25 protein-coding genes are annotated in these 24,907 nt (G+C 69.7%); 11 read left to right on the top strand and 14 right to left on the bottom strand.

Going from position 1 to position 24,907, the window contains the following annotated elements; translation table 11 throughout:
* Positions 1-113 precede the first annotated feature (113 nt).
* Positions 114-533 (top strand): hypothetical protein, encoded by a 420-nt coding sequence (locus tag HUA78_RS11920; RefSeq protein ID WP_141645432.1) that lies wholly within the window; start codon positions 114-116, stop codon positions 531-533.
* A 140-nt stretch (positions 534-673) separates the two neighbouring features.
* On the opposite strand, the gene HUA78_RS11925 is transcribed toward HUA78_RS11920, so the two are convergent.
* The 3 genes from HUA78_RS11925 to HUA78_RS11935 all read right to left on the bottom strand — a co-directional run bounded on the left by HUA78_RS11925 (position 674) and on the right by HUA78_RS11935 (position 2,257).
* Positions 674-1,150, bottom strand: coding sequence for an NUDIX hydrolase (locus tag HUA78_RS11925; RefSeq protein ID WP_141645431.1), 477 nt, complete (start codon positions 1,148-1,150; stop codon positions 674-676).
* A gap of 80 nt (positions 1,151-1,230) precedes the next feature.
* On the bottom strand, positions 1,231-1,716 hold the full coding sequence (locus tag HUA78_RS11930; protein WP_174476303.1) for a hypothetical protein: 486 nt from the start codon (positions 1,714-1,716) through the stop codon (positions 1,231-1,233).
* On the bottom strand, positions 1,700-2,257 hold the full coding sequence (locus HUA78_RS11935) for a DUF2378 family protein (RefSeq protein ID WP_174476304.1): 558 nt from the start codon (positions 2,255-2,257) through the stop codon (positions 1,700-1,702). Before HUA78_RS11935 ends, HUA78_RS11930 begins: the two co-directional genes overlap by 17 nt.
* Before the next feature lie 80 nt (positions 2,258-2,337).
* On the opposite strand from HUA78_RS11935, the gene HUA78_RS11940 reads away from it, so the two are divergent.
* The 3 genes from HUA78_RS11940 to HUA78_RS11950 all read left to right on the top strand — a co-directional run bounded on the left by HUA78_RS11940 (position 2,338) and on the right by HUA78_RS11950 (position 4,101).
* A complete protein-coding gene (locus tag HUA78_RS11940) occupies positions 2,338-3,063 on the top strand; it encodes a hypothetical protein (RefSeq protein WP_254623672.1) in 726 nt (241 codons plus the stop codon).
* Between the two features lie 78 nt (positions 3,064-3,141).
* Complete coding sequence (locus HUA78_RS11945) at positions 3,142-3,597, top strand: hypothetical protein (RefSeq protein ID WP_174476306.1); 456 nt, start codon at positions 3,142-3,144, stop codon at positions 3,595-3,597.
* 6 nt (positions 3,598-3,603) lie between these two features.
* Complete coding sequence (locus HUA78_RS11950) at positions 3,604-4,101, top strand: hypothetical protein (protein ID WP_174476307.1); 498 nt, start codon at positions 3,604-3,606, stop codon at positions 4,099-4,101.
* 47 nt (positions 4,102-4,148) lie between these two features.
* Here the strand turns inward: HUA78_RS11950 and HUA78_RS11955 are convergent, their stop codons facing one another.
* The 4 genes from HUA78_RS11955 to HUA78_RS11970 all read right to left on the bottom strand — a co-directional run bounded on the left by HUA78_RS11955 (position 4,149) and on the right by HUA78_RS11970 (position 9,945).
* Positions 4,149-7,262 (bottom strand): efflux RND transporter permease subunit, encoded by a 3,114-nt coding sequence (locus tag HUA78_RS11955; protein ID WP_174476308.1) that lies wholly within the window; start codon positions 7,260-7,262, stop codon positions 4,149-4,151.
* A gap of 13 nt (positions 7,263-7,275) precedes the next feature.
* Entirely contained in the window at positions 7,276-8,388 is a 1,113-nt protein-coding gene (locus HUA78_RS11960) for an efflux RND transporter periplasmic adaptor subunit (RefSeq protein WP_141645424.1), read from the bottom strand.
* Positions 8,385-9,113: a TetR/AcrR family transcriptional regulator gene (locus HUA78_RS11965; protein WP_246137434.1), complete on the bottom strand. Its 729-nt coding sequence runs from the start codon at positions 9,111-9,113 to the stop codon at positions 8,385-8,387. Before HUA78_RS11965 ends, HUA78_RS11960 begins: the two co-directional genes overlap by 4 nt.
* Positions 9,114-9,246: 133 nt before the next feature.
* On the bottom strand, positions 9,247-9,945 hold the full coding sequence (locus HUA78_RS11970) for a DUF2293 domain-containing protein (RefSeq protein ID WP_141645422.1): 699 nt from the start codon (positions 9,943-9,945) through the stop codon (positions 9,247-9,249).
* A gap of 112 nt (positions 9,946-10,057) precedes the next feature.
* On the opposite strand from HUA78_RS11970, the gene rnz reads away from it, so the two are divergent.
* Entirely contained in the window at positions 10,058-10,984 is a 927-nt protein-coding gene (gene rnz, locus HUA78_RS11975; protein ID WP_141645421.1) for a ribonuclease Z, read from the top strand.
* 34 nt (positions 10,985-11,018) lie between these two features.
* On the opposite strand, the gene HUA78_RS11980 is transcribed toward rnz, so the two are convergent.
* Positions 11,019-11,549 (bottom strand): hypothetical protein, encoded by a 531-nt coding sequence (locus HUA78_RS11980; RefSeq protein ID WP_141645420.1) that lies wholly within the window; start codon positions 11,547-11,549, stop codon positions 11,019-11,021.
* A 362-nt stretch (positions 11,550-11,911) separates the two neighbouring features.
* On the opposite strand from HUA78_RS11980, the gene HUA78_RS11985 reads away from it, so the two are divergent.
* The gene (locus tag HUA78_RS11985; protein ID WP_174476309.1) at positions 11,912-13,597 is read left to right on the top strand and encodes an amidohydrolase; all 1,686 of its coding nucleotides are present in this window, start codon (positions 11,912-11,914) and stop codon (positions 13,595-13,597) included.
* Between the two features lie 7 nt (positions 13,598-13,604).
* On the opposite strand, the gene HUA78_RS11990 is transcribed toward HUA78_RS11985, so the two are convergent.
* Positions 13,605-15,605, bottom strand: coding sequence for a hypothetical protein (locus tag HUA78_RS11990; RefSeq protein WP_174467618.1), 2,001 nt, complete (start codon positions 15,603-15,605; stop codon positions 13,605-13,607).
* Positions 15,606-15,710: 105 nt separating this feature from the next.
* Between HUA78_RS11990 and HUA78_RS11995 the strand changes: the two genes are divergently transcribed.
* Positions 15,711-16,940, top strand: a complete 1,230-nt coding sequence (locus HUA78_RS11995; protein ID WP_174467619.1) for a DUF6068 family protein — start codon at positions 15,711-15,713, stop codon at positions 16,938-16,940.
* On the top strand, positions 16,928-17,260 hold the full coding sequence (locus HUA78_RS12000) for a DUF4286 family protein (RefSeq protein ID WP_174457460.1): 333 nt from the start codon (positions 16,928-16,930) through the stop codon (positions 17,258-17,260). The genes HUA78_RS11995 and HUA78_RS12000 overlap by 13 nt, the downstream gene beginning before the upstream one ends.
* A gap of 515 nt (positions 17,261-17,775) precedes the next feature.
* Here the strand turns inward: HUA78_RS12000 and HUA78_RS45925 are convergent.
* The 4 genes from HUA78_RS45925 to HUA78_RS12015 all read right to left on the bottom strand — a co-directional run bounded on the left by HUA78_RS45925 (position 17,776) and on the right by HUA78_RS12015 (position 21,729).
* Positions 17,776-18,222, bottom strand: coding sequence for a hypothetical protein (locus tag HUA78_RS45925; RefSeq protein ID WP_141645415.1), 447 nt, complete (start codon positions 18,220-18,222; stop codon positions 17,776-17,778).
* A gap of 128 nt (positions 18,223-18,350) precedes the next feature.
* A complete protein-coding gene (locus tag HUA78_RS12005) occupies positions 18,351-18,896 on the bottom strand; it encodes a GNAT family N-acetyltransferase (protein WP_174457461.1) in 546 nt (181 codons plus the stop codon).
* Between the two features lie 498 nt (positions 18,897-19,394).
* Complete coding sequence (locus HUA78_RS12010) at positions 19,395-19,832, bottom strand: organic hydroperoxide resistance protein (protein WP_174457462.1); 438 nt, start codon at positions 19,830-19,832, stop codon at positions 19,395-19,397.
* A gap of 295 nt (positions 19,833-20,127) precedes the next feature.
* On the bottom strand, positions 20,128-21,729 hold the full coding sequence (locus HUA78_RS12015) for a S8 family serine peptidase (RefSeq protein WP_141645412.1): 1,602 nt from the start codon (positions 21,727-21,729) through the stop codon (positions 20,128-20,130).
* Positions 21,730-21,913: 184 nt separating this feature from the next.
* Here HUA78_RS12015 and HUA78_RS12020 point away from each other — a divergent pair, with 184 nt between their 5' ends.
* Both HUA78_RS12020 and HUA78_RS12025 read left to right on the top strand, forming a co-directional pair.
* Complete coding sequence (locus tag HUA78_RS12020) at positions 21,914-22,699, top strand: HipA family kinase (protein ID WP_174457463.1); 786 nt, start codon at positions 21,914-21,916, stop codon at positions 22,697-22,699.
* Positions 22,677-23,075 (top strand): DUF3037 domain-containing protein, encoded by a 399-nt coding sequence (locus HUA78_RS12025; protein WP_141645410.1) that lies wholly within the window; start codon positions 22,677-22,679, stop codon positions 23,073-23,075. The genes HUA78_RS12020 and HUA78_RS12025 overlap by 23 nt, the downstream gene beginning before the upstream one ends.
* 17 nt (positions 23,076-23,092) lie before the next feature.
* Here HUA78_RS12025 and HUA78_RS12030 read toward each other — a convergent pair whose 3' ends face one another.
* Positions 23,093-23,662: a hypothetical protein gene (locus tag HUA78_RS12030; RefSeq protein WP_141645409.1), complete on the bottom strand. Its 570-nt coding sequence runs from the start codon at positions 23,660-23,662 to the stop codon at positions 23,093-23,095.
* 237 nt (positions 23,663-23,899) lie between these two features.
* Here HUA78_RS12030 and HUA78_RS12035 point away from each other — a divergent pair, with 237 nt between their 5' ends.
* Complete coding sequence (locus HUA78_RS12035) at positions 23,900-24,898, top strand: endonuclease/exonuclease/phosphatase family protein (RefSeq protein ID WP_141645408.1); 999 nt, start codon at positions 23,900-23,902, stop codon at positions 24,896-24,898.
* The last annotated feature ends 9 nt before the right edge of the window (positions 24,899-24,907 follow it).

A 24,907-nucleotide genomic window follows, 5' to 3' on the forward strand; every position in this document is an offset into this window, starting at 1 on the left:
TCTGTCTCGACACAATTCCTTTCGACTATTCCAGGGCGGACAAAGTTTCTGGGGGTGGTTTCGAGCGGGCCCCGATGTTTGTTATTGTTTTCTCTCCCTAGGAGGGAGGGCCCATGTTCGAGGTCACCAACGATACGAACCGTCGCACGGTCACCGTTCGTCTGAAGGGCTTTGTCCGACCCAATGAGATGAAGGATTTCGCCACGGCCTATCGGGCCGCGACGGATGCGTATGCGGGAGGCCGGCACCTGGTGCTGGCGGATATGCGGGGGTTGAAGGCGCTGGAGCCGGAGTCCGCCACGATTTTCGGAGAGGTGGTGGCCTACGGTCGTCAGCGAGGCTGTCTCATGTGCGCGCATGTGTCGGATTCCACCATCGCCCGGCTGCAGACGGCGCGAGTGGCTTCCGAGGCCGCGCCCAACGACGACATCACCGTGGATTGTGTGTCCCTGGAGGAGGCGGAGCGGCAGCTCACCAAGGCCCGCACCCGCCACTTCCTGGTGAACGAGCAGGCCGCCGCGCACGCTCGCTGACGTCTCGTTCTACCCGCGCGCGACCCCCTCCTCGACGCCTTGTCTTGTCGCGCGCGGTTGTCTTCACAGCCTGTCTCGACCGCGCGGCTCGCGCCGTCTGGCGATAGCCCTGCACCGGGACAACCGCTCACGGAGGTGACTCACTTCCGGCGCGGACGCGCATGCTCCAGGTATGCCCGCACCAGCGGGGAGACAGGAAGTCTCAAGGCGGTGTCCAGGTCGATGAACGCCGCCCAGGTGACCTCCCGGTCATCGATGGTGAGCGAGGGCTCGGAGTCCACGTCCAGCTCCAGGAAGCGGACATGGTCCTCCTTGTTCTCGGAGGTGCCCACGGTTTCGAAGGCGGGCCGCAGCGACGCGGGGTCCACGCGCACGCCCACTTCTTCGTGCAGCTCGCGCGCGCCAGCCTCGGCGGGGGACTCATGCGCGTCCATGCCGCCGCCCGGCATGCTGAGCGGGTGCTTGTAGGAGTTCTGGAGGAGCAGCACGCGCCCCTCGTGCCAGACGCCCACGAAGACGCCCTGCGTCCGGGGGTGGCGCACGAGCCAGTACACCCGCGCCAGCGCGTACGCGCCCCGGTAGCCCGTGCGCGCGAGCGCATCCACCCAACGCTTCATCGACGGCTCCAGGTCCAGGGCATCTGGCTGTCATACCAGGAGGCGGTGTCCGCTCGCGGCCCCGGGGTGCGCGCGTCCACCTATCTTGCCCGCACCTCGGCGGGCACCAGGGGCAACCAGCCCACTTCCAGCACGCCCCACAGGCCCAGGAGGATGGCCTCCGCGGCGTCGTGGCGCAGTGAGGTGGGCCTCGAGGCGTGGGACCAGTCGATGACCCGGCGGGCAAGGCCATCCGCGGCGTCCTTGGCCTGGCCTCCGCTGCGCTGCTCGCGTGCGTAGAGCAGCCGCTCTCGCCAGTCCTCGGCGGAGACACGCAGCACGGGCAGCGCGCGGCGCAGGGCCTCTTTCTCCCAGACGTCGGCCACCGGCCCGCCGCCTTCGAGCACCAGGAAGGCCAGCGGCCCGGTGCCCGCGAGCACGGAGGGCACGGCGCGCTTCAGGCGCGACTGGCTGCCGAAATTCTGGGAGCGGTAGTTGCGCAGGCGGCCGTCGCGGCCATAGAGGGCCAGGCCCGAGCGCAGCCCCAGGTCCACCGCGAGCAGGCCCGGCTCAGGGGTCGAGCCCATCGCGCCAGGTGCAGCGGTAGGTGACGTCCTGGGCGGTGAAGTCGCGCACGGTGACGAGCGGCTGGACGGCGCCGGTGGCGCGCAGGCCCGCGCGCAGGGCGCCCTGGGTGAAGTAGCGGATGGGGCCCGCCTCGTTCATCCAGACGTCGACCTCCCGGGAGGTGACGTCGTCGACGCGGGCCTCGGTGTAGTTGTTGCCGGAGCGGAACATCTGCCGCGCCCGGCCGACGCCGCGTCGGGGGCCCAGGAGCTGGATGACGCTGAAGAGGGCGCGGCCCATGATGGTCTCGCGGTAGCCGTCCACCATGCGCTCGCCGAGCAGGGCGTAGCCGACCTCGGGCGGCTCTTCGGGGTGCAGTTCGTGGGCGGTGACACGGACGGCGGAGCACCAGGTGTCGAAGCCGTAGGCGGGCTGGAGTTTGCTCTCCAGGTCCAGGCCGACTTCCCGCAGCCGTTCCCTCAAGGCCGGCGTGACACGTCCCGCGAGCCCGCGAACGAAGAGGCCTTCGAAGGTGTGCTCGAAGACGAGCTTCTCCGGCATGTTCACCAGTGTACTCCGGTCCCATAAGCTGTGGCAGCGGGGTACGGAATTCCATGGGTTTACAACGAGAGCTGGCCGTCATGGCCATGAATGCAACGCCGCTGCCGGGCAAGACGAACTTCCTGGACGAGGTGGGTATCGCGACGCCGGTGCCACGCATCCGGGGTTCGATAGGGGCGGTGGCGCGCGAGCCGTTCCTGGCGTTCGACAACAAGCGGCTGTTCGACTTGTTGGTGGCGTTCACCATCGCGGACTTCCCGGATGGCGCGGGGTGCTCGGACTACTTCAATCCGCACAGCCCCTGGTACAACGTCTTCTATGGCGCGTACGGGGTGCGTTCGTACAAGCGCGACGGCAATCCGTGGGGTTTCCGGAGTGACGGGCGGCCAGACGTGGAGGAGATGCTGGAGATTCCGCGGCTGGACTACAACTTCCTGACGGCGGGGGAGTTGGGGTGTCCGGCGTCGCGGATGTGCTTCGAGGTCCGCGAGGTGACGACGGGCCGGCAGGGTGCGTGGCACAGCGCGGACGTGGCCTGTGTGATTCCCAGCGGGCTGCACCGCACGGAGGACGCGGACGCGCCGGACCTGAGCTACTACGCGGTGTTCGGGATGCCGGAGGAGGACTACCTCGCGGGCGGACGGGAGAGCTACGAGCCGGTGGCCATGCGAGGCCGCATGTACTGGCGCCCGGTGGCCGACCGGCTCACGCTCGTCTGGGGCGGACTGTGTCCGGACACCCCCGACGGCCAGAGCCTCATGCACGGCATCATCGACGCGATGACACCCGTGTACACGGGCGGCTGAGGTTTCGAGCGCTCACGAGCAGACAGGTGTCCGCCCATGACCTGGGCCGCACCGAAGCCTGTAGGTACCCTCGTCCGCATGACTTCGCGGGCACGAAGAAAGAGCTGGGCTCTCGCGCTCGTCCTCATCGGATGCGGCCTGCTCTCCTGCGCTCACGTCGATGAGGGCAGCGGTGGCGGCTTCGGCCGCAACAGCGCGGAAGCGCGAATCACCCACCTGATTTCGGATGGCCAGTTCGCGCAAGCCGAAGCGCTCGTGGCCGAGTCCACCTCGTCGGGACTCATCGAGCAGGCCGCGGCGACGGCATTTCGCCGACAGATTGCCGACCTCTCCATGAAGCTGGGAGAGATACCTGCCCGGCTGCAGCGCGTGCCGAGCTTCCCTTCCCGGCTCAAGGACTTCACGCGGCATGAGCTCCAGAAGATGTATGACGCGGAGAACTTCAGCATCGGAACGAAGAAGGAGCTTCAGACCGCGCTGAAGCTCTTGAAAGATGTGGCGAAGGACAACTCCCGATTGCTTCAGAAGCTGTGAGCCCCCATGCACCCAAGCCCCCACGAACTGCTGGAGCTACTGTCGGAGGCGAAGCGCCTGGAATGGGGCAGCGAGGAGCAACTGCGACTGCTCGAACGCGTGCGAACCCAATGCCCCGCCCATGTGCCAGGGCTGCTGCTCTCCAGCAGGGCCCTGCTCTGGGGGAAGGAAGACCTCGCGGACCCCGCCACCTTCTTCGCGGAGGTCGAGCAGTTGCTCCTGGGCGCCGTCGACGCCTCGGACAGAACGCCCGAGGCGCTCATCGGACTGGCCCGCTTCAAGAGCGTCGTCCGCGACGCCCCCCTGGAGGCGGAGGCCCTCTACCGAGAGGCCGCCACCCGAGCGTTGAATGTCCTCGAAGAAGCCTGGGCCGGCCTCATCGAGTCCCTTGGGGAGCAGGGGAAGACCGAGGGCGCCGCGACCACGGCCACCCTCGCCCGTACGCTGTTCCCTGACTCCAGCGCGCTCGCCGAGGCGCGCAAGTTCGCGGGCCTCAAGGACTGAGCCGGACACCGGGCCCGAGACACCCACGCTCGGGCCCGGCGCTGTCGTCACGCGGCCGGGCTGGGCCCGGGTGACACGGGGGCTTCTTCGGGCACGGGCGCCTCCGCCTTCGTGGTCCTCCAGAAGCCGACCTTCTCCATCGCCGCGAACACCACCGGCACCACCAGCAGCGTCAGGAACGTCGAGGTGATGACGCCACCAATCACCGAGATGGCCATCGGCGCGCGGAACTCCGAGCCCGTCCCCGAGCCCACCGCCGTCGGCACCATGCCAATCGCCATCGCCGCGCTCGTCATCAGAATCGGACGCAGCCGCCGGGGCCCCGCCTTCATCAGCGCCACGTCCACCGAGTCCCCCTCACGCAGGTGCTGCAACGCACCGTCGATGAGCAGAATCGCGTTCTTCGTCACCAAGCCCATCAACAGGATGACGCCAATCATCGCGCCCATCGACAGGTGGTAACCCGTCACCACCAACCCCAGCAGCGCGCCCACCAGCGCCAACGGCAGCGACGCCATGATGGTGAAGGGGTGCTTGAAGGACTCGAACTGGCTCGCCAGCACCATGTAGATGAAGACGAACGCCAGACCGAACGCCAGGCTGAAGGCCTCGTTCTGCTCATCCAGGCTCTTCATCTGCCCGTCGTAGACGATGGCGTAGCCGGGAGGCAGCGGCGCCACCGCCACCTGCTCCCTCAACGCCTTCGCGATGTCGCCCAGCGCCGCGCCCTTCGCGAGCTGCGAGTACACGGCAATCTGCCGCTCCCGATTCTCATGCTCGATGACGCTCGGCCCGTCCCGCAGCTCCACCTGCGCCAGGTCCGACACCGGCCTCAACCCGCGCGGCGTGTACACCTCCAACTGCCGCACCCGCTCCGGCGTGCTCCTGTCCCGCTCCGCCAACCGCACACGGATGTCCGTCTCGTTCGTCCCCTCGCGCAGCTTCGCCACCACGTCGCCGCTGATGGCCAGCCGCAGCTGCGTCGCCAGCCCCGCCGCGTTGATGTCCGCGTCGCTCGCGCGCGCCCGGTCGATGCGCACCTGGAGCTCCGGCTTCGGCGGGTTCGCCTCCACCCGCACGTCCTCCGTACCCTTCAGCCCGCGAAGGATGCCCGCGACGCGCTCCGCCTCCTGATTGACGCGCGACAGGTCCGGCCCGGTGATGCGCACCATGATGGGGTAGTAATCGCCCAGGCCCTCAATCGTCGGCGGGTCGCTCAGGTTCACCCGCGTCGCCACCAGCGGCGTCAACAGCGCGCGCGCCTCGTCCTTCAGCACCGGGATGCCCTTGGTGCGCTGCCCCTTGCCCACCGTCAGCACGCGCATGCGCGCCTTGTTCACATCGCCGTTGGTGCCGACGATGGAATAGATGGCCGTGACTTCCGGCAACTTGCGCAGAAACGCCTCCGCCTCCGCCGTGCGCGCCTCCGTCTCCGACAGGCTCGCGGAGTCCGGCAGTTGCAGATCCACCAGGAACTGCGAGCGGTCCTCCGGCGAGATGAACTCCGCGCCCAGCCGGCTCGCCGCTCCGAAGGACAGCACCAGCACCACCACCGTGATTCCCGCCGTCGCCCACTTGTGCGCCAGCACCCAGCCCAGGATGCGCGCGTAGACGCGCTCCGTGCCGTCCAGGAAGCGCCGCAACCCCGACGCCACCGCGTTCTCCTTGTGGACCGCTCCTGGCACCCGCTTCTTCGCCAGCCGCGCCGACAACATCGGGTCCAGCGTGAAGGAGATGAACAGCGAGACGAGCACCGCCGCGGAGATGGTGATGCCGAACTGCTTGAAGAACTGCCCCACGATTCCGGGCATGAAGGCCACCGGCACGAACACCGCCACCAGCGACAGCGTCGTCGCCAGCACCGCGAGCCCCACGTCGTTGGTGCCGTTGGCCGCCGCGCTCATCGGGTCTTCGCCCTTCTCCAGCCGGTGCGTAATCGCCTCGCGCACCACCACCGCGTCGTCGATGAGCAGACCGATGGCCAGGGACAACCCCAGGAGCGTCATCTGGTTCAGCGTGTAGTCCAACAGGTACATCACGAAGAACGTGCCGATGACGGACGTGGGCAGCGCCAGCGAGGAGATGAACGTGCCGCGCCCGTCCAACAGGAACATCAGGATGATGAGCACCGCCATCGCCCCGCCAAAGACGAGCGCAATCCACACCTCGTGCGCGTTCTCCCGGATGAGCTCCGACTGGTCGATGAGCAGCGTGGCCGTGAAGCCCTGCCCCACCTCCGGCGCCATGTCCCTGAGCACCTGCTTCACCGCGTCGCTCACCGCCACCGTGTTCGAGCCCGGCTGCTTCACCACCTCCAGGATGACCGCGTCCTGGCTGTTGAGCCGCGCCACCGTGCGCCGCTCCGCCACGCCGTCCGTCACCGTGGCGATTTCATCCAGCCGCACCTGCGAACCCGTCCGGCTGCGCGCCACGGGCAACGCGCGAATCTCGTCCACGTCGCGGAACTGCCCCAGCGAGCGAACCGTCAGCTCGCTCGCGCCCAGCGCCAGTCGCCCCGCAGGCAGGTCCAGGTTCTCCGCGCCCACGCGCTGAGCGATGTCCAGCGGCGACACCCCCGCCGACCGCGCCTTGTCCAGGTCCACGTCGATTTGAATCTCGCGCGTGTCGCCACCGGTGATGCGCACCTCGGCCGCGCCTTCGAGCTGCGCGAGCGCGGGTTTGATTCGGTCGTCGATGAGCCGGCGCAGCGACTGCGACGGCATGTCCGCCGACACGGCATACGTGAGGATGGGCGTCGCGGAGAGGTCCACGCGGCCCACCACCGGCGCGTCCGCCGTCTGCGGCAGCTTGTTCGCGATGCCGGCAATCTTGTCGCGCACCTCCTGCACCGCGCGGTCCACGTTGGTGGACAGGGTGAACTGCACCACCACCGTGCCCAGATTCTCCCGGCTCCAGGAGTGAATCTTGTCCACGCCGCTGATGCCCGCGACGGCGTCTTCCACGGGCTTGACGACCTGGGTCTCGATTTCACCCGGACCCGCGCCCTTGTAGACGGTGGTGACGACGACGACGGGGAAGGACACGTCCGGATACAGGTCCGTGCCCAGGCGCCCCAGGCCCATCAGTCCGAGGACGATGAGGCAGAGCGACAACATGGCCGTGAACACCGGCCGGCGAATGGAGACGTCGCTGAGGAACATGGACGGCCTCCCCTTACTTCACGGTGACGCGCGAGCCCTGTGACAGGCCCGGCGTGGGGTGGTCGATGACGGACTCGAGCGGCGAGCGGGCCAGCACCACCACCTCGCGCTCACGCCGCTCCAACACCTGCACGTCCACACGGCTCACCTCGCCGCCGCTCCCCACCACGAAGACATGGTCTCCGTTGGAGGACGACAGCGCCGTGCCCGGCAACACCCGCGCGTCCTGGTCCTCGCCCAACAGCAGCACCGCGCGCGCCAGCGTGTGCGCCACGAAGCGGCCATCCGCGTTGGGCACCGACAACTCCACCGGCACCCGGCGCGTGGCCGGGTCCGCGGAAGGGAGGATGGTGCGCACCGTCGCGTCCTCGGTGAACACCCCCGCGCTCCCAATCGACTCCACCCGCACCTTCGCGCCGGGCTTCAGCCGCGAGCGCAGCGACTCCGACACCGTCGTCTTGAGCAGCAGCGTGTCCAGGTTCTCCAGATTGAACAGCGGCGTGCCCGGCCCCACCGTGGCGCCGGTCTGCTCGGGCGCGTCGATGAGCGTGCCCGAGAAGGGCGCGCGCAGGTCATGCCGCCTCCGCGCCGCTCGCGCCTGCGCCAGCTGCGCCTGCGCCGCCAGCAACTGCGCCCGCGCCTGCGCCGCCGTCGCGGAGGTGGAGCGGTTCTGCAAGTCGCTCACCCCGCCCTCCTTCTGGAGCGCCTCGTTGCGAGAGGCCACGTCGGACGCCATCGTCGAACCGGCCTCCGCGGCGGCCACCGCCGCCTGCGCCTGCGCCACCTGCGCGTCGACGATTTCCACGTCGAGCTGCCCCAGCACGTCGCCCTTCTTCACCGCCGCGCCCTTGCCCAGCTTCACGGCGGCGAGCCGGCCCCCCACCTCGAAGCCCACCTGGAGCGCCTGCGCGGGGAACAGCGTGCCCGTCACCTCTTCGCGGGGCGCGGCTCGCACCGTGCGCGTGGCGACCAGCTTCACCGTGGGCGCCGCCGCGTCCGTCTTCGCGACAGCGGCCGGCGTGGAGGAAGCATCCGCCTTGCTACAAGCGGGCAGCGACAGCGCCGTGACGACGACACCCAACGCCGCGAGCGCGCGCGGGGCGGAAGGTTTCCAGGTGGGGTTCACGGGCGTTTCCTCGGGGTGTGGCGGGTCTTCGCGCGGGCGGGAGGCCGGCGCTGGGAAGTCGTGGGGCGCTTGGCCCGGGAGACAACAGGCTCGGACACGGGCACGGGCGCATCGAAGCGGGGCAGCGTGCCGCCCTCGCACAGGCGCTGGAGCGTGTATGCCCAGGCGGACAGGTCCGGCTTCTCCGGCAGGTGCACCATGCGCTGGGACAGGAGCACGTACGCGCCGACGATGACGGAGGCGAACAGCTTCGCGTCCATCTCCTGGTCCGCCGCGCCCGCCTCCTGCAATCGCCGGAAGTCTCCCGCCACGCGCTCCACCTGCGCGTCCGTCATGCGCCACAGGAGCGACTCGAAGGGCGTGCCCTGACTGCCGCTGAGGAGCACCGAGACGACGTCCCGGTAGGACCACATCAGCTCGAGCGACTCCAAATCGAACGCCGCCTCCAGCTCGCAGAACTGTTGATAACGCGCGCTGCGCTCCAGCCTGTCGCGCGGCCCCATCACGCCCTGCTCACGGAAGTGGCGCTCCACCTCCGCCATCCGCCGCGTGTTCACCTCGGTCAGGTGTGACTCGAACAGGGCCAGCACCTCCGCGAACAGCGCCTCCTTCGAGGGGAAGTGCAGATAGAAGGCGCCCTTGGAGAGCCCACACGCGGCGGTGATGTCCTCGATTCGCGCCCCGCGCAGCCCCTTGCGGGCAAGCTCCGCTCGGGCCGCGGTCATCAGGGCTTCCCTCGCATGAGGGTCAGCGGGTCTCGGCATGGCGGACCCGTTACTAACCCGGCGGTCATTAATGGCGCAACTTGACTGAACGGCGGGTCAGAAACCCGTCGGTATTCCAGCCCCAGCGCCCGGGTCAGCCCTGCCGCGCACCACCACCCACATTCATCAGGGCGGTGCAGAGCGGACACGCCGTGGGCCCGTGGGGCACGTCACGGCGGTGCAGGTCCAGGACGGCGCGGGAGATTTCCGCCAGCTCGCGCCGCACCTCGCGCCGCGCGCCCTTCACGCGGGCAATCTTCAGGTTGTCGTAGCTGGTCGTCTGGTGACGCATCCACGCGATGACGGCGGCCTCCGCGCGGCGCTCCACGGGGATGCGCTCCGTGCGGGCCACGGTGCCGCTGCCCACGGGCGTGGCATGCGCGGCGACGAGCACGGCCAGGCGCTTCGCATGGGGCAGCCACGCGGGAGAGAAGGCGAGGAAGCGCAGCACGGCGTTGGCGAAGTCGACCTCGTACTGCTCCTGCTCGCGGGCGCGGCGCTCTCGGCCGGCGGCCAGCTTCTTCGCGTAGGCGGGCGTGGCGCGCTCGGAGTCCAGCGCGGCGCGGGCCTGGTGGATGTGGGGTTCGGGGGCCCACACGCCCCGGGAGAAGAGCTTGCGGCCCACCTTCTCCACCACCGTCCAGGTGGGGCCGGCGGCCTTCACACGGCGGGTGAGGCCGGCGTCACCGGGGGGCAGCAGGGCCCAGCCCTCCGGCACGGTGAGCACGCGTCCATCCGGAGCGCGCACGCGGCGAGGGTCGGGGGTGGGAGCGAACGTCAGGGATTCAGGCATGGCGGTGTCTGGGAGCGCGGCCTCATAGCACGGGAGGGTCCAAACCCTGCTAAATGGCGCCTCGCGCCGTGGGTGTGGCGCGGGAGACTCTCTTCGCGTGGGAAGTGCCGGCATGTCCCTCCTCAAGCTCACGTTCCTCGGCACCTCCGCCGCGCAGCCCACGCTTCACCGCAACCTGTCCGGGCTCGCGGTGAAGGCGGACACGGACCTGCTCCTGTTCGACTGCGGCGAGGGCAGCCAGCGGCAGATGGTTCGCTTTGGCACCGGCTTCACGGTGGACGCGGTCTTCTTCACGCACTTCCACGCCGACCACTACCTGGGAATCATCGGCTTCCTGCGCACGCTGGGGATGATGGGGCGCGAGCACGCCATCCACCTGTACGGCCCGCCCCCCGCGCGGCGCCTCCTGCACCAGGCGGTGCACCTGGGCGTGGAGGCCATGTCCTTCCCCATCGAAATCCACGAGGTGAAGGACGGCGACGTCATCCGCCGCGACGGCTACGCGCTGCACGTGGTGGGCGTGGACCACCGCATCAACGCGTTGGCGTACGCACTGGTGGAGGATGGCCGGCCGGGGCGCTTCAACGTGGAGAAGGCGCGCGAGTTGGGCGTGCCCCCGGGCCCCAGCTTCGGCAAGCTCCAGAAGGGCGAGGCCGTGACGCTGGAGGACGGGCGGACGGTGAAGCCGGAGGACGTGCTGGGCCCTCCGCGCGCCGGACGCCGGGTGGTCATCTCCGGAGACACCCGGCCGTGCGCCGCCGTGGTGAACGCGTCGAAGGACGCCGACCTGCTCATCCACGAGTCCACCTTCTCCGATGACGAGCAGGAGCGGGCCCAGGAGACGCATCACTCCACGGCCCGGGAGGCGGCATGGGTGGCGCGCGAGGCGGGAGCGCGGCGACTGATTCTCACCCACCTGTCCAGCCGCCACGACACGGACCCCGCGAAACTCCTCAACCAGGCGAGGGAGGAGTTCAAGGGGCCCCTGGAAGTGGCGTACGACGGCCTCACCCTGGAGCTGCCGCTGCGCGACGAGTAGCGCGCGTCAGCGGCGGCTCCTGTCGGGGACAGCGTTACTGGACCTTGTCCGCTTCGGCGCGCAGCGCGGCGGCGGACTCGGCGTCCACCTTCTGCAGCAGCTCCCACTCCATCTCCGCGTCGCGGTTGATGTTGCCGCCGTCGGCGCGGACGCCCGGGTCATTCAGCTCCTGGGAACGGCCTCCGGAGCTGGCGCTCTTGGTCTCCGTGGCCAACTGCTTGTGGAACTCGATGGCGCACTGGCCGGGGCCACGCTCTGTCCCCTTGACGTGGTAGCGCACCTGCGTGGTGCCCAGCGACGAGGGGGCGCCGTGCATCAGCCACTCGGACGTCGCCTCGAAGCCCTGCGCGCCCACGCGCAGCGAGTAGCCCTTCTCCTTGAGGAGGGCCAGCGCCTGAGGCCACACCTCGGCCATGGGCTTGCGGTACACGTGGGTCCGCGTCTTGTCGTGCAGGAAGGCTTCGCGGCGGCGGCCGGCGCAACCCGCGGCGGTGGTCAGACAGAGGGCGGCGACGACCAGCAGCGCGGTGGGCCCGAGCCGGGACTTGGACAGGTTCAGGTTCATGACGACTCCAGGGAACGTGAGACGCCGCAACATCCCTCACGCCCCGGCTCGTCGCCAAGTCCCCCTCTCTGACGTCAAGTCCCCCGGACAGGAAGCTTGCGTGGCGCAACCATCTTTTCGCCGCCTGCCCTCGCTCCGCGTGCGGTGCGACGGAGGGTGGGCGCGCCCGAGCCCGACACCTGGAGCAGTCGCCTGGTCCCTCCTGGAGTGAAGGGGCTGCCCGGAGCCAGTCGGTGGGATTCTCCGTGGGCCCGGGCCGCGGCGCGTCACGCGCCGGATGCTGGCCCGTGCGGTGCGGGTGCGCCAGAGTGTCGCGCGCCCGTCCCACGCTCGGGGCGGTCTCCCAGGCAGGTGCGCGAAAGATGCTGCGACGACTCGGCGGACTCCTCGGTGCGGTGGTCCTTCTCTCGGCCTCGAGCGGCTGCACGCGCAACACGCCCGGTGCGGAAGCCACGGGCACGTCGGTGTACGTGGCGCGGCGCATCCGCACCCTGGACGCGGCGCGGCCGGTGGTGGAGGCGCTCGCGGTGCGCGAGGGCAAGGTGCTGGCCACGGGCACACGGGATGAGGTGCTCGCCGCGGCGGGCGTGGGCGCGCGCGTGGTGGACCTGGGCGATGCCACGGTGGTGCCGGGCCTGACGGACTCACACGGCCACCTGTCCGCGTTGGGCCAGTGGGAGGCGACGGTGAGCCTGCTGGGCGCGACGTCCAAGGCGGAGGCCCTGGCGCGCGTCGCCTCGGCGCCGAGCACTTCGTTCCAGGGCGAGTGGCTCGTCGGCCAGGGATGGGACCAGAACGACTGGACGGAGAAGGCGTTCCCCACGCGGCAGGATTTGGATGCGAAGCACCCCGATGTGCCGGTGATGCTGGCGCGCATCGACGGACACGCGGCGTGGGTCAACAGCGAGGCGTTGCGGCGCGCGGGCGTCACCCGCGACACGAAGGACCCGGAGGGCGGACGGATTCTGCGCGGCGCGGACGGTGAGGCCACCGGCATCCTCGTGGACAACGCCATGGGCCTTGTCTACGCCGTGCTGCCCTCGCTCACGGAGGCGGAGCTGGCCGCGCAGCTCACCGCGGCGCTCTCCCGGGCCGCGCGAGCGGGCCTCACGGGGGTCCACGACGCGGGCATGGACCTGCGCACCTTCCGCCTGCTCCAGCGCTGGGACAAGGAGCGCAAGCTGCCCCTGCGCGTCTACGCCATGGCGGACGGGCAGTCCGCGGACCGCGAGACGTACCTGCGCGAGGGCCCCTACCAGGGCGAGCGCCTCACGCTGCGCGCGGTGAAGCTCGTTTTGGACGGCGCGTTGGGCAGCCGGGGCGCGGCGCTGCACCAGGACTACAGCGACGAGCCCGGGCATCGGGGGCTCCTGATGATGACGCCGGAGGAGTACGAGCGGCGCGTGAGGTCCTTCATGGCGGGAGGCTTCCAGGTGTGCACGCATGCGATTGGAGACCGCGCCAACACGCTGGTGCTGGACACGCTGCTGCGCGCGGCCGAGGCCACGGGCACGCGTGACGGTCGCCACCGCGTGGAGCACGCGCAGGTGATGCGCCCGGAGGACATCGACCGGCTGGGGCGCGGCGGCTTCCTGGCCAGCGTGCAGCCCACGCACGCCACCAGCGACATGCCCTGGGCGGAGGCCCGCGTGGGCGCCGAGCGGATTCGAGGCGCCTACGCGTGGCAGCGCCTGAAGGCCTCTGGCGCGGTGCTGGCGCTGGGCAGTGACTTCCCGGTGGAGCGGCCGGACGTGCTCGCGGGTCTCTACGCGGCGCGCACGCGGCAGGACGCGCGCGGCACGCCCGAGGGCGGCTGGTATGCGGACCAGCGGCTGAGCGGCGAGGAGGCCCTGGAGGGCTTCACCGTGGGCGCGGCCTACGCCTCCTTCGCGGAGGCGCGGCGGGGACGGCTGCAGCCCGGCATGGACGCGGACTTCGTCGCGCTGTCGGTGGACCCGGTGGACGCGCCCGTCGCCGAGCTGCCAGGCGCCCAGGTGCGCCTGACCGTCGTGGGCGGCGACGAAGTCTATCGCGCGGCGGAGAAGTGAGCCCCGCCTAGAAGGCCGCCTCCGAGCTGAGCGACTGGACGCGGCGGTTGAGCTCTTCCTGCGCCGCCTGCCGCTCCTTCGCCAGTCGCTCCAGCTCGCGGGTGATGGCCTCGAGCCGGTCCTCCTGCTCGTTGAGCTTGGCCACGAAGCGCTCGGCCAGCTCGCGCTGGGACACGCCGCTCTTGAGCGACTCGATGTTGGCGCGGATGCGCTCCTGGTCCTTGAAGAGCTGGGCGCGCTCCGCGGTGAGCTGCTGTTCGTCGCGCGTCAGCGCCGCCACGCGCTCGCGGATGGCAATCACCTCGCGCAGCGCGTCCGCCATCTTCGCGTCCACGTAGCGCTGCGACAGGAAGAAGGCCACCTCGTCCGGCCCCGCGCTGGAGATGGAGTACTGCCGGTGGCCGCGCGTGCGCTCGGACACCACCAGTTCGTCCTGTGAGCCCGGCGCCAGGTCCCGCTTGAAGCGCCAGAAGCCGTCCGTCGTCTCCGCGGGCGCGGGCATGTCCTTCTCCAGCTCCCAGCCCGAGCGCGGGTGCTCCACGAAGAGGACCTGCGGCCGCTGCGCCTTGTTGCGCACCAGGTACTTCGTGCGCCGCACGTGGAAGTACTCCACCACCAGCGTGCCCCGGCTCACCACCGCGCGGAACACCGGCCCGTCCTCCGTGCGGTCCTCCACGGAGACGACGCAGCCCAGCTCCACCGCGTACGGCACGAAGCGCGTGTCCTGCGGCTTCATGGTGTCGAGCATCGCCTCGCCCACGTACCGCTCGTCCTCCGACACCGTCACCGGCCCGCCCTCCAGCGTCAGGCCCGTGGTGTTCTTCAGCTCGATGCAGGCCATGGGGTTCTTCTCGCGCGTCGTGCGGTTGTAGAGGAGCACCCGGCGACCCTCGAAGGGCTTGTGGAGGATGGGCACCAGCGCGCTCTGGTTGCGGTGCACCGTGACCGGGCGGTCCACGCCGTACTCGAAGAGGTCACCCACCTCCTTCGTCAGCGTCGTCACCGGGTTGCTCTGCTCCAGCACCTCGCGCAGCCGGGGGCCACCGCCACCGCCCGGGCCTCCCACGAAGCTCGCCTCCTTGCGCATCATCTTCTTGGAGCGGCCCGGGGCGGCGGCGGGCGCGGCCATCATCGGCATGGCCTCGCTCTCCATCATGTCCATCGAGCCGCCGAAGCTCTCCTCGGGAATCACCGGCGCGGCGGCGGCCTCCGTCTGCACCTCCACCACCGGCCGCTTCATGTAGCGGGGGTTGTAGAGGTCGTGCACGAAGGACACCGGCAGGCCCGCGACGAGCGCCAGCGACACGTCCACCCAGTCCTCGTCGCCCGTGTTGTCCACCAGCGCCCAGCCCTGGAGCAGCGGCGACTCTCCCTCGTCCAGGAGGATGCGGTAGCTGGTCTTCCACACCGGCGCTTCCAGCACGTAGCTGACGAAGACCTCCCGCTCGCCCTCGCCGGAGGTGAGGATGGACATGCGCTTGCTGTCCTTCTTGTACGAGGACAACACCGTGGCCAGGTAGAACTCCAAATCCTTGCGCACCGCCTCATCGAGGAACTCCAGCTCCGCGATGTCGAGCACGTCGAACGTGCGCAGCGAGCCGCCCACCAGCAGCGTGAGGAAGGGCCGCACGACGCTCGTCTCCCCGGCCGCCACCGCGAGCGACTCCAGGCCGATGATGGCGCCCTCCACCTGACCGCCCCCCACGCGCGCCCGCACGCGAGCACCCTTGATTTGACCGAGCAGCGCCGTGAGGCTGCCGTCCTCCGGAATCCGGATGGTGGCCTCCGAGAGCAACTGCTCCAGCGGCTTGGTGGAGTCGTAGCTCACCGCCGACACCGAGCCGCCCGACAAGTCCAACACCGTCAGCGACTTCAGCACGTCGTTCATGTCGCGCGCCTTGAAGTCCAGGTGCAGCGTGTCGCTGCCCGTCACTCCGCCCCGGCGCTCGAAGTAGCCGACGCCATGCTTGTAGAGGACGACACGACGGATGGGCAGGTTCGTGGCCATGAGTGATGGAACTCCAGGAAGTTGGGGACAGCCTGCGCTCCGGTGTATCAAGCCCGCCCAGGGGTCGCGCAATGCCGCGCTCAGGCCCCGCGAGGTGACGCCCGAATGCGAAAGCCCACCGCAACCTTCCTGTCCCGTTCCGCGCTGGTGTGCGCGGCGCTGGCGCTCGGCGCAGGCTGTGAGAGCACGAAGCCGCGCGCCGTGAGTCCCACTGACGGCGTGCCCGTGACGCAAGGCGGCGCCGCGGAGGGCCCCACGGAGGCGGCCACCCCGGAGTCACCCGCGCCCCAGAAGGGAAACTCCCCCTGGCAGCGGGCCCGCGTGGGCGACAAGGTCGTCTATGCGTTCTCCGGGATTCGAGGCCAGCCGGGGGATGCGAATGGCGCCGCGGCGGCGGGGAAGCTGACGTTGGAAGTGGCGGCGGTGGAGGGCGCGTGGGTGTGGTTGACGCTCGGCTTCACCAGCGACTCGGGCAAGCCCTTGGAGCAGCCGAAGCTCTCGCGCGTGCTGACGTTTCCGATGCGCACGGACACCACGCGGACGTTGGAAGCGGAGCGCGAGGGCACGCAGAGCGCCGAGCAGCCCACGGCCGCGGGCCGCACGTGGGAGGCGAAACGTTACCTGCGTGACAATCGCCCGGTGGACGGTCCGCTGGAGAATCGGCTGTACGCGGTGGACGCGGGGCCGCTGTACCTGACGAACGGGTTGCTGGACGCGAGCACCACGCTTGCGGGCTTCCGCGTGCCGGGCAGCTATCAGCTCACGCTGGTGGAGGTGAAGCAGGGCACGGGGGATGCGGGCAAGGTGCCGGAGCGCGAGTCGCCGCTGGGGCCGGGGACGTGGTTCGACTTCGAGGCGGAGTCGGAGGGCACGAAGTCGGTGCTGCGCACGTGCCTGGGCGCCGAGCGCGGCTTCGTGTTGCGCTCGGAAGGCCTGGCGCCGGCGGGCAGTGGTGGCGAGCCGTGCAAGGACTTCGCGCAGGCGGGCGCGGTGCCACTGGAGGAGGCGCTGTTGTCCTTCCTCTGGGATGCGTTGGACCCGAAGCAGTGGCCGCCCGCGATTCACAACGCGGCGCCGCCGGTGCGCGAGACGCTGACGGTGGGGACGAAGAAGCTGGCGGTGCTCCAGCTCGACTCGGCGGAGGGCGCGGAAGGGTTGAAGCAGGTGGGCTCACGGATGTTCGCCGCGGACCCGTGGGACAAGACGCTGAGCGGGCTGGCGCACGAGGCGCGCTTCTCGCCGCTCTCCGACTTCCTCTACCGAGTGGCGCCGAAGGGCAAGCGTGAGTCGATGGGTGGCCGGAAGCTGGTGGACTGGGGCGCGTGGCAGCCGTGACAGTGCTCGCGCTCTACACGGTGGTCATCGAAGTGGAGCCCGGCGCCGAGGACGCGTGGAACCCGTGGCACGAGGGGACGCATGTCCCCGAGGTGCTGCGGGAGCCCGGGTTCCTCGGCTGCCGCAAGTGGCGCGACACCGAGCCCGCGAAGGACGGGTGGGCCCGGTACGTGTGTCACTTCGAACTGGCCAGTGAAGCGGACTTCCAGCGCTACACTGCGAGCGACGCGGCGAAGCACCTGCGCGCCGAATCGATGGCTCGATTCGGCGCGGTGACACGGTATTCGAGACAGGTGCTCACCGAGGTGAAGCGGTTCTAGCTCGTACGGCCTGACCGCCTTTGGTGCCGACCGTTGAGAGCAATCCATCGGTCGGCATCAATCACCTCCCCGCGCCGCTGGAGGTACCCCTCTGGCGGCAGCATCAAGGTCCGCTTGCCGGAAGAATGGCCACGCCGAGCGCTCGCCACGCGAGTGCCTGACGGTCCCACGTGGACTCCGCCGAAAGAGCGAAGAGAACCACGAGGCCACGGACTGAAGGGGCAACGGCCACTCGTAGGGCAGTTCGGTTTCCATGAAGAGAGCGCAGCGACCCAGAAGGTCCCTCTGCTCGTCAGGGAGTGCGAACTGCCCCGTGGTCCGATACTCGCGGAAGTCGTCCTGGAACCGGAAGGTGCGCCGATAGACCTCATGCACGGCTGGGTCCAGGGATTGCCCCGGGTAGTCCCTATCCAGCTCCATGTTGGAGAGCTGTCCCTCGATGAACCCCCGAAGCAGACCAGCAATCCTGCGGCGGGCGACGACATCCACATGAGCGGTGCTTGCCATGAGGCTCCCTATCGTCCCGAGCATTCAGCGGCACAGGCGCCAATGACGCCCCATGACGTAATGCCCGCGGCGACAATCCACATGACACTGGCACGCCCCATCAGCTTCGTCGCGGGACCCGGGAACACGGGACGCCCGGAAACACTTCGTGACGCGATGTTCATGAGCCGCCAGGGAGAGGTGAAGTGCGAAGCGCCGGCCTGATAACCAAACGGCTTCCAGTACGGTCCCGCCGCGAGCGAGATTGCCGAGCCCCATGGGAAGTCGGAGCCATCATTCCCCATCGACGAATCTGAGTCCCCACACATCAGGGGATTGTTCTCCAGGGGATTGACCTCGTCGATGCATGCCGCCCAGCAAGTCTCATCAAACGCGAGGCCGGTCGGGTCGGACCAGTACAGAGGGTTGTTTGCCGCGTACGCGTACGCGGGCACGCCATACCCCTTCTCGGCCATCTCTCGGCTGTAGCCTGGGTCCTGGAGAATCGGCTCCGGCTGGAGATACCTGCCGATGCTCGGGTCGTCGTTCCGGTTCCAGTTCTAAGTCCCCCAGCCCGACGCCAACCTTCATCGCCCATCTGTCTTCACGCGCAAAGATTGCGCGTGGGCACCAGCAGGAGATGCTCCCGGGACTCGACGGGCAAATCCAGACGCAGGTACACGTAGCCACCGGGCCGTGCGTCCATGGGCGGAAAGCCCGGCACCTCCAGCGCGCGGAAGCCCAGGGACTCCATGAGCTGGAGCGATGTCCCCCTCCCCCCGCGCACGCAGGTCTCCAGGTGGCGCAGTCCGTCCAGTCGCACGCCCTGACGGATGAGCTCCGTCATCGTCCAGTGCCCCACGCCCTCCCGGCGATACTCCGGCGCGATGGCGCAGCTCACCCGTGCGTAGCGCTCCTCGCGACGGATGTTCGTGAGCGCCGCGAGCCCGATGATGCCCGAGCCCCGCTCCGCCACCGCGAACAGCCGGGTGCCCTCCGCCGCGCTCCACCGGCCGGGAGGATTTCCTCCCGCCTCCGGCCGCAACCACCCGAAGAACTCCTCGATGTCGGGCTCCTCCAGCAACATCCGCGCTGCTCCCGAGACCGCCACACCCGCTACTTCCATCGGAATGAGCTGACGCTCACGCATGCTGACTTCCCCCCTTCGACCCCACCCGACTTCAAGGGGCATGCCAGAGGGCCTCCGCGGGGCACGCCGCGAGGCCCGCTCGGAGGGGGCGCGTCGGGGCGCGACGCACGCGCGTGTCACCAGCACGCGAGCGCCTGGCCAGCACTAGGGGAAACCCCGCGAGTCCCACGGTGCACATCGTGTCCGCCACGACACGGACGCGCTCAGGCCCCGCGCCAGGATGGAGCACTCACGCACCGGAATGGAGCATCCCCGCGCCACGATGGATCACCCGCGCGCCTCGACACGGAGCGCTCACGCATCGCCGCGACAGGATGGATTCACTCACCACCTCGACACGGAGCACTCACGTGCGCGACATGGTGTGCCCACGTACCCGCCGCGACACGGTGCACTCACGCGCCGCCGTGCCACGGTGCACTCACGTGCAGCCACGGTGTCCCCACGTACCGCCGCGACACGGCGCACCCACGCGCCGCGGCGACACGGGGCCTTCCACTACTCCGCGACGGAGAGCTTCACGTCGATGTTGCCACGCGTGGCGCGCGAGTACGGGCACACCTCGTGGGCCGCGTGCATCAGCTTCTCCGCCTCGTCGCGGGGAATGCCCGGGAGGATGCCCTGCAGCTCCACCGCCAGCCCGAAGCCGCCGTCCGGCGTCTTGCCGATGGTGACGTTCGCGGTGATGCCCACCTCGGGCCCCAGCTTCTTGCCCCCCTTGCCCGCCACCAGCCGCAGCGCGCTCTCGAAGCAGGCGGAGTAGCCCGCCGCGAAGAGCTGCTCGGGGTTGGTGACCGCGCCACCCGCCCCGCCCAGCTCCTTGGGCATCGCCAGCGGCAGGTCGATGACCTTGTCCGACGACTGGACCTTCCCGTTGCGGCCTCCGTGAGCGGTGGCGTGGGCGGTGTACAGCGGCGAAATCGTGACGGGGGCCATGGTTCTCTCTCCTGGAATTCCAGCTCGGGTTCGTAAAAGCGAAACGGTGGACTCAGATAGCGGCGACACACGACGGCGGGAGCCCCTTCACCACAACCTCCGGCCTGCTCCGTTCAACCCCCAACAACAGGGCCACCCCGTCTCCGACGGGCACCGCGTCCTACGCCATGGCCTATGATTAGGGCGCAATTAAATTGCGCGCAATCAAATCGAGCCCAAAAAAAGTCCCCGGGCCGCGAAGCTGGCGGCGACCGGGGACCTGGGACTCACCCTCTCGAGCGAGTCGCGCGGGGACTCAGCGCTCGGCGACCGTCGTGGGCGGCGTGGCGACGAACTCCTTGGCGGCCTTCACGGCGGCGGCGATGTCCAGCTTGCCGCTGGTGCTCACCTTGCCCTTGAGGTCCGGGTCGACCTCCACCGTCTTCACCAGCAAATCACGCACCTGGGCGGCCGTCAGGTCGGGGTTCGCGGCGAACATCAGGGCCGCGGCGGCCGCCACCGTCGGGGTGGCCATGGAGGTGCCGCTCATCTTCTCCCAGTCGCCGCCGGGCACGGTGCTCAGCACGTCCTCGCCCACGGCGGCCAGCTCCACCACCTTGTCGCCGTGCGAGGAGAAGCGCGCCAGCTTGTCGTTGTTCCGGTCCATGGACGCCACGGTGAGGACGTTGGGCAGGTTCAGGTTGGCGGGCATGTCCGCCACGTTGTTCATGTTGCTGCCATTGCCGTTGGCCGTGGCCGCGACGAGCAGGATGTCCGCGTCCGCCAGCTTCTGCACCGCCGCCGTCCAGCGGGCCTGCGAGGCCGCGTCGCGGTACTCGTCACCGAAGCTGGCGTTGAGGGCGCGGATGTTGGCGCCGTGGTTCTGCTTCATGTTGACCACGTAGTCCACGCCGCGCTCGAAGTTGGTGAGCAGGTCCGCCCCGTCATACAGGCCGCCGATGCTCATCACCTTCGCCTTGCCCGCGGCGATGCCCGTGTTGCCCTGGCCATTGTCCTCGGCGGCGATGATGCCGGCCACGTGCGTGCCGTGGTCCGTCCCCTGGCCCTTCATCACGTCGCCGCTGTTGAAGCCGACGTTGAAGCCGTGGATGTCGTCCTTCACGCCGTTGCCGTCGTTGTCGATTCCGTCGCCGGCGACCTCGCCCGGGTTGGTCCACATGGCGCTGTCCAGGTCCGCGTGCTTGAAGTCCACGCCGCCGTCGAACACCGCGACAATCGGCTCACCCGTGGGCTTGGGCGGCTTGGGGTCCACCGGGCCCGCCGTCTTGCCAGCGGCCTCCAGGCCCCAGCTCTTCAGCGTGCCCGTGTCCGCGCGCGCCTTGTCCTCCACGGACAGCGTCCAGGTGCCCTTGGCCGACTCGCCCTTGAAGGCGGTGCTCAGGTCGAACGTGCCCTTCACGTCGTCCGCGTTGCCACCCTGGCGGTCCGACACCGTCGCCGTCTTGCCGGACGGGCTGGTCAGCTTCACCACCAGGTCGCCGCGGTAGGTGTGCGGCAGGTCCAGGTTCAGCTTCAGCGAGTCCAGCGCCACGTCCTGGTCGAAGCTGACCGTGGACGTCACCGTCTGGAGGTCCTTCACCGCCGCGTTCGGCGTGGCGGAGGCCGTCAGCGTGACGGGCGTGGACGCGTCGCGGCCGGCGATGGAGACCTTGCCAGGGCCGAAGGCGAAGGCCGTGGCCGGCAGCACCGGGGCGCTCGGGTCCGGACGCTGGCCCGTGGGGCGGTCCACGAAGTTGCTGGGACGCGCCGTCTTACCGGAGTCGAAGCCGTCGGTGCCGTTCTTGCCGGGCCGGGCCACCACGCGGGACTCGGTCGTCGCGGGAGCCTCCGGACGGGTGGACTCCTGGGTACGGGTGACGGGCGACGGGAGCGACGTGGGCTTGCGGGTGACGGTCATGATGGGCTCCGTGGGGGATCGGAATCGAACGGCCTGTCACCCATTGTCGCACCTCATCCGGGGCAGTTTCCTCGGGGCTGCTTTTTCCACTGCCGGTGAAGCCCTCGTGAGGCGAGGGGGCGTGGTAGAGCGCGGCCCTCGGGCCCCGGGTGGAAGACGGGCCGAGTGAGGACGGGAGCGGAGGATGCCGAGGACCATCGTCGCCACGCGTTATGTGACGCCCCTGCGCGAGGGGGGCTCGCTGCCCGCCATCGTCGAGGCGGACGACGCGGGGCTGTACGTCGTGAAGTTCCGGGGTGCCGGACAGGGCGCCAAGGCGCTCATCGCGGAGTTCATCGCCGCGGAGCTGGCGAAGGCGGCGGGCCTGCGGGTGCCGGAGATGGTGCTGGTGGAGCTGGACCCGGCGCTGGGCCGCAACGAGCCGGACAGCGAGATTCGGGACTTGCTCAAGGCGAGCGCGGGGCTGAACCTGGCGCTGGACTACCTGCCGGGCTCGGTGACTTTCGACCCGGTGGCGGGCCCGGCGCCAGACCCGGCCGTGGCCTCCGCCCTCGTCGCGTTCGACGCCTTCATCACCAACGTGGACCGCACGCCGAAGAACCCCAACCTCCTGTGCTGGCACCGGGAGCTGTGGCTCATCGACCATGGCGCCTCGCTCTACTTCCACCACGCGTGGGAGGACTGGGAGGAGCGCAGCCAGAGCCGCTTCGCGCCCATCAAGGACCATGTGCTCCTGCCCTGGGCGAACGCCCTGCCCCAGGCCCAGGACACGCTGAAGGCCCACCTCACGCGCGAGCGGGTGGAGGCCACCGTCGCCGGAATCCCGGAGGGCTGGCTGCAAGCCGCCGAGTCCCCCTTCCCCAGCGTGGACGCGCACCGCGCGGGCTACGTCACCTGGTTGCTCAAGCGCATCGAGGCCCTGCCGGCCTTCATCGAGGAGGCGGCACGTGCCCGCGCACAGCTCGTTTGATTACGCCATCATCCGCGTCGTCCCCCGCGTGGAGCGCGAGGAGTTCATCAACGTGGGCGTCGTCCTCTTCTGCACCACGCAGCGCTTCCTCGGCGCCCGCGTGGAGCTGGACGAGGCGCGCTTGAAGGCGCTCGCGCCCGACGTGGACGTGGACACGGTGCGCTGCCACCTGGAGAGCTTCCGCCGCGTCTGCGAGGGTGGCAAACACGCGGGCCCCATCGGCCAGCTCCCCCAGAAGGACCGCTGGCACTGGCTGGTGGCCCCGCGCAGCACCATCCTCCAGACGGGGCCGGTGCACTCGGGGCTGAGCCAGGAGCCCCAGCAGGCCCTGGAGCACCTGCTGGACACCGTGGTGCGGGTGAAGCGCGCGCCGTGACGCGAGGGCCCGCGGGCCTACTTCACGCGGCGCCCGGTGAAGCGGACCTTGGCGGTGCACTCCTCCAGGTCCACCGTGTCGGTTCCGGCGCCCTCGTATGACGTGGCGCGCGCGTCGATGAAGCCCTCGATGGTGTCGTCCTCCAGCGAGTCGTTGGCGATGTAGAAGCGCAGCACGTAGCTCACCGACGGCGTGCCCGCACCCACCCCGGGCACGCTGCGGAGGTGGACGTATTGAAACGGCCCGCTGTCGGAGGTCGTCCCGCCGAGGACGTCCGGGGCGTCATCCTTGTCGACGATGGCCTGGTCGCCCCGGTGCAGGGTGAAGGCGACGTCGGGCACCTCCAGGCTCGTGGCGCCATACTCCTCGGCGCGCACAATCCATCGCTGCTGGAGGGCGAGCCCCGAGGGTCCGCCGGTGCCCGGAATCGGCTGGGCCTCCTTGTCCGTCTTGTCGACGCACGCATAGGGGACGGCCTGCGCCTGGGCTTCGTCCAACGTCACGTCGTACTGCTCCTGCTCGAACTTGCCGCAGCCGGTCATCACCAGCATCAGCGGCAAGCCCCACTTCCTCGCAACCTTGAACATCGCTGTGTCTCCCTTGAGGAATGCCCCGTGCCGGCCCTTCGCGCGCGGGACGCCCGCCACCCCGTCGGGCAGGCAGACGCCTCCATCCTCGGGGGAAGGAAAGCACGGCGGCGGCGGCACGGCGAGCGCGGGCCAGCGTCGACTGTTTGACGGGAGGCCGACCGACAAGGAAGAGAGGGCGCGACGGCCGGGATGTGAGTACCTTCTGCCTGTGCCCGGGACGGGCACGGACCTCGTATGCCCGACTCCTCGTTGCGAATCGTCACGTACAACGTCCGCTATTTCGGCCACATGCTCCGGGGCCTCGCGAGCACCGTGGGCCCCAAGCGCCGCGTGGCCGCCGCGCTGGCGTCGTTGGACCCGCTGCCCGACGTCGTCTGTCTCCAGGAAGTGGAGACGACGTCCTTGCGCAGCACCATCGCCCACCGGCCCAAGCTGCCCGGCGAGACGCAGTTGATGGCCTTCATGGGGCGCATGGAGGAGACCTTCACCGCCCAGGGTCGGGAGATGCCCTACGAGGCGTTCTACTTCCGCGCCCACCACTACAAGCTGGGCGAGGTGTCGCTCTACACCACGGGACTCGCGGTGCTCGTCAACAAGCGCACCCTCCAGGTGGACAAGCACAACGTGGACGCGCCCCAGGCCATCACCCACCACCACGTCCAGCGACTGAAGGACCGCAAGCAGAGCCGCATCTGCGCGCACATGCGACTGTTGAGGCGCGAGGACAACCGCCCCTTCCACGTCTTCAACACGCACCTGAGCCTGCCCACGCCCTTCGCGCGGGAGTTCTGGTCCACCAAGGACAAGATGGGCTGCGGCGTGAACCAGCTCCACGAGGCGCGCAAGCTGGCGGACTTCGTGGGCATCCTCTCCGCGCAAGAGCCGTTCGTCGTCTGCGGGGACTTCAACTCGCCGCCGGCCACGCCCGTGTTCCGCTACCTCACGGGCGACGTGCGCTTCACCTGCGCCCAGGCCGCCGTCGGGCAGATTGACCCGAACGTGTCGCGGGGCTTCCCCACCGCCGGCTTCATGCACATGCGCATGCACCTGGACCACATGTTCTCCGGCGGCGGCGTGCGCTGGCTCGACACGCAGGAGACCAGCCCCTTCGGGGACTTCAAGAGCCGCTTCCACGGGCTGTCGGACCACATGCCCATCGTCGCGCGCTTCGCGCTGGAGTCCGCGCCCGCCATCCTCGCCCTGCCCGGCGCGCCCGTGCCCGACGTGGGCTGAGACAGCCAC

The sequence above is a fragment of the Myxococcus sp. CA033 genome (assembly GCF_013336625.1).
GTDB lineage: Bacteria > Myxococcota > Myxococcia > Myxococcales > Myxococcaceae > Myxococcus > Myxococcus llanfairpwllgwyngyllgogerychwyrndrobwllllantysiliogogogochensis.

Bases quoted from the DNA above. Each gene is read 5' to 3' on its own strand.
- HUA78_RS11920 (WP_141645432.1), top strand. From the start codon at position 114: ATGTTCGAGGTCACCAACGATACGAACCGTCGCACGGTCACCGTTCGT.
- HUA78_RS11925 (WP_141645431.1), bottom strand. From the start codon at position 1,150: ATGAAGCGTTGGGTGGATGCGCTCGCGCGCACGGGCTACCGGGGCGCG.
- HUA78_RS11930 (WP_174476303.1), bottom strand. From the start codon at position 1,716: ATGGGCTCGACCCCTGAGCCGGGCCTGCTCGCGGTGGACCTGGGGCTG.
- HUA78_RS11935 (WP_174476304.1), bottom strand. From the start codon at position 2,257: ATGCCGGAGAAGCTCGTCTTCGAGCACACCTTCGAAGGCCTCTTCGTT.
- HUA78_RS11940 (WP_254623672.1), top strand. From the start codon at position 2,338: ATGGCCATGAATGCAACGCCGCTGCCGGGCAAGACGAACTTCCTGGAC.
- HUA78_RS11945 (WP_174476306.1), top strand. From the start codon at position 3,142: ATGACTTCGCGGGCACGAAGAAAGAGCTGGGCTCTCGCGCTCGTCCTC.
- HUA78_RS11950 (WP_174476307.1), top strand. From the start codon at position 3,604: ATGCACCCAAGCCCCCACGAACTGCTGGAGCTACTGTCGGAGGCGAAG.
- HUA78_RS11955 (WP_174476308.1), bottom strand. From the start codon at position 7,262: ATGTTCCTCAGCGACGTCTCCATTCGCCGGCCGGTGTTCACGGCCATG.
- HUA78_RS11965 (WP_246137434.1), bottom strand. From the start codon at position 9,113: ATGACCGCGGCCCGAGCGGAGCTTGCCCGCAAGGGGCTGCGCGGGGCG.
- HUA78_RS11970 (WP_141645422.1), bottom strand. From the start codon at position 9,945: ATGCCTGAATCCCTGACGTTCGCTCCCACCCCCGACCCTCGCCGCGTG.
- rnz (WP_141645421.1), top strand. From the start codon at position 10,058: ATGTCCCTCCTCAAGCTCACGTTCCTCGGCACCTCCGCCGCGCAGCCC.
- HUA78_RS11980 (WP_141645420.1), bottom strand. From the start codon at position 11,549: ATGAACCTGAACCTGTCCAAGTCCCGGCTCGGGCCCACCGCGCTGCTG.
- HUA78_RS11985 (WP_174476309.1), top strand. From the start codon at position 11,912: ATGCTGCGACGACTCGGCGGACTCCTCGGTGCGGTGGTCCTTCTCTCG.
- HUA78_RS11990 (WP_174467618.1), bottom strand. From the start codon at position 15,605: ATGGCCACGAACCTGCCCATCCGTCGTGTCGTCCTCTACAAGCATGGC.
- HUA78_RS11995 (WP_174467619.1), top strand. From the start codon at position 15,711: ATGCGAAAGCCCACCGCAACCTTCCTGTCCCGTTCCGCGCTGGTGTGC.
- HUA78_RS45925 (WP_141645415.1), bottom strand. From the start codon at position 18,222: ATGGCCGAGAAGGGGTATGGCGTGCCCGCGTACGCGTACGCGGCAAAC.
- HUA78_RS12005 (WP_174457461.1), bottom strand. From the start codon at position 18,896: ATGCGTGAGCGTCAGCTCATTCCGATGGAAGTAGCGGGTGTGGCGGTC.
- HUA78_RS12010 (WP_174457462.1), bottom strand. From the start codon at position 19,832: ATGGCCCCCGTCACGATTTCGCCGCTGTACACCGCCCACGCCACCGCT.
- HUA78_RS12015 (WP_141645412.1), bottom strand. From the start codon at position 21,729: ATGACCGTCACCCGCAAGCCCACGTCGCTCCCGTCGCCCGTCACCCGT.
- HUA78_RS12020 (WP_174457463.1), top strand. From the start codon at position 21,914: ATGCCGAGGACCATCGTCGCCACGCGTTATGTGACGCCCCTGCGCGAG.
- HUA78_RS12030 (WP_141645409.1), bottom strand. From the start codon at position 23,662: ATGTTCAAGGTTGCGAGGAAGTGGGGCTTGCCGCTGATGCTGGTGATG.
- HUA78_RS12035 (WP_141645408.1), top strand. From the start codon at position 23,900: ATGCCCGACTCCTCGTTGCGAATCGTCACGTACAACGTCCGCTATTTC.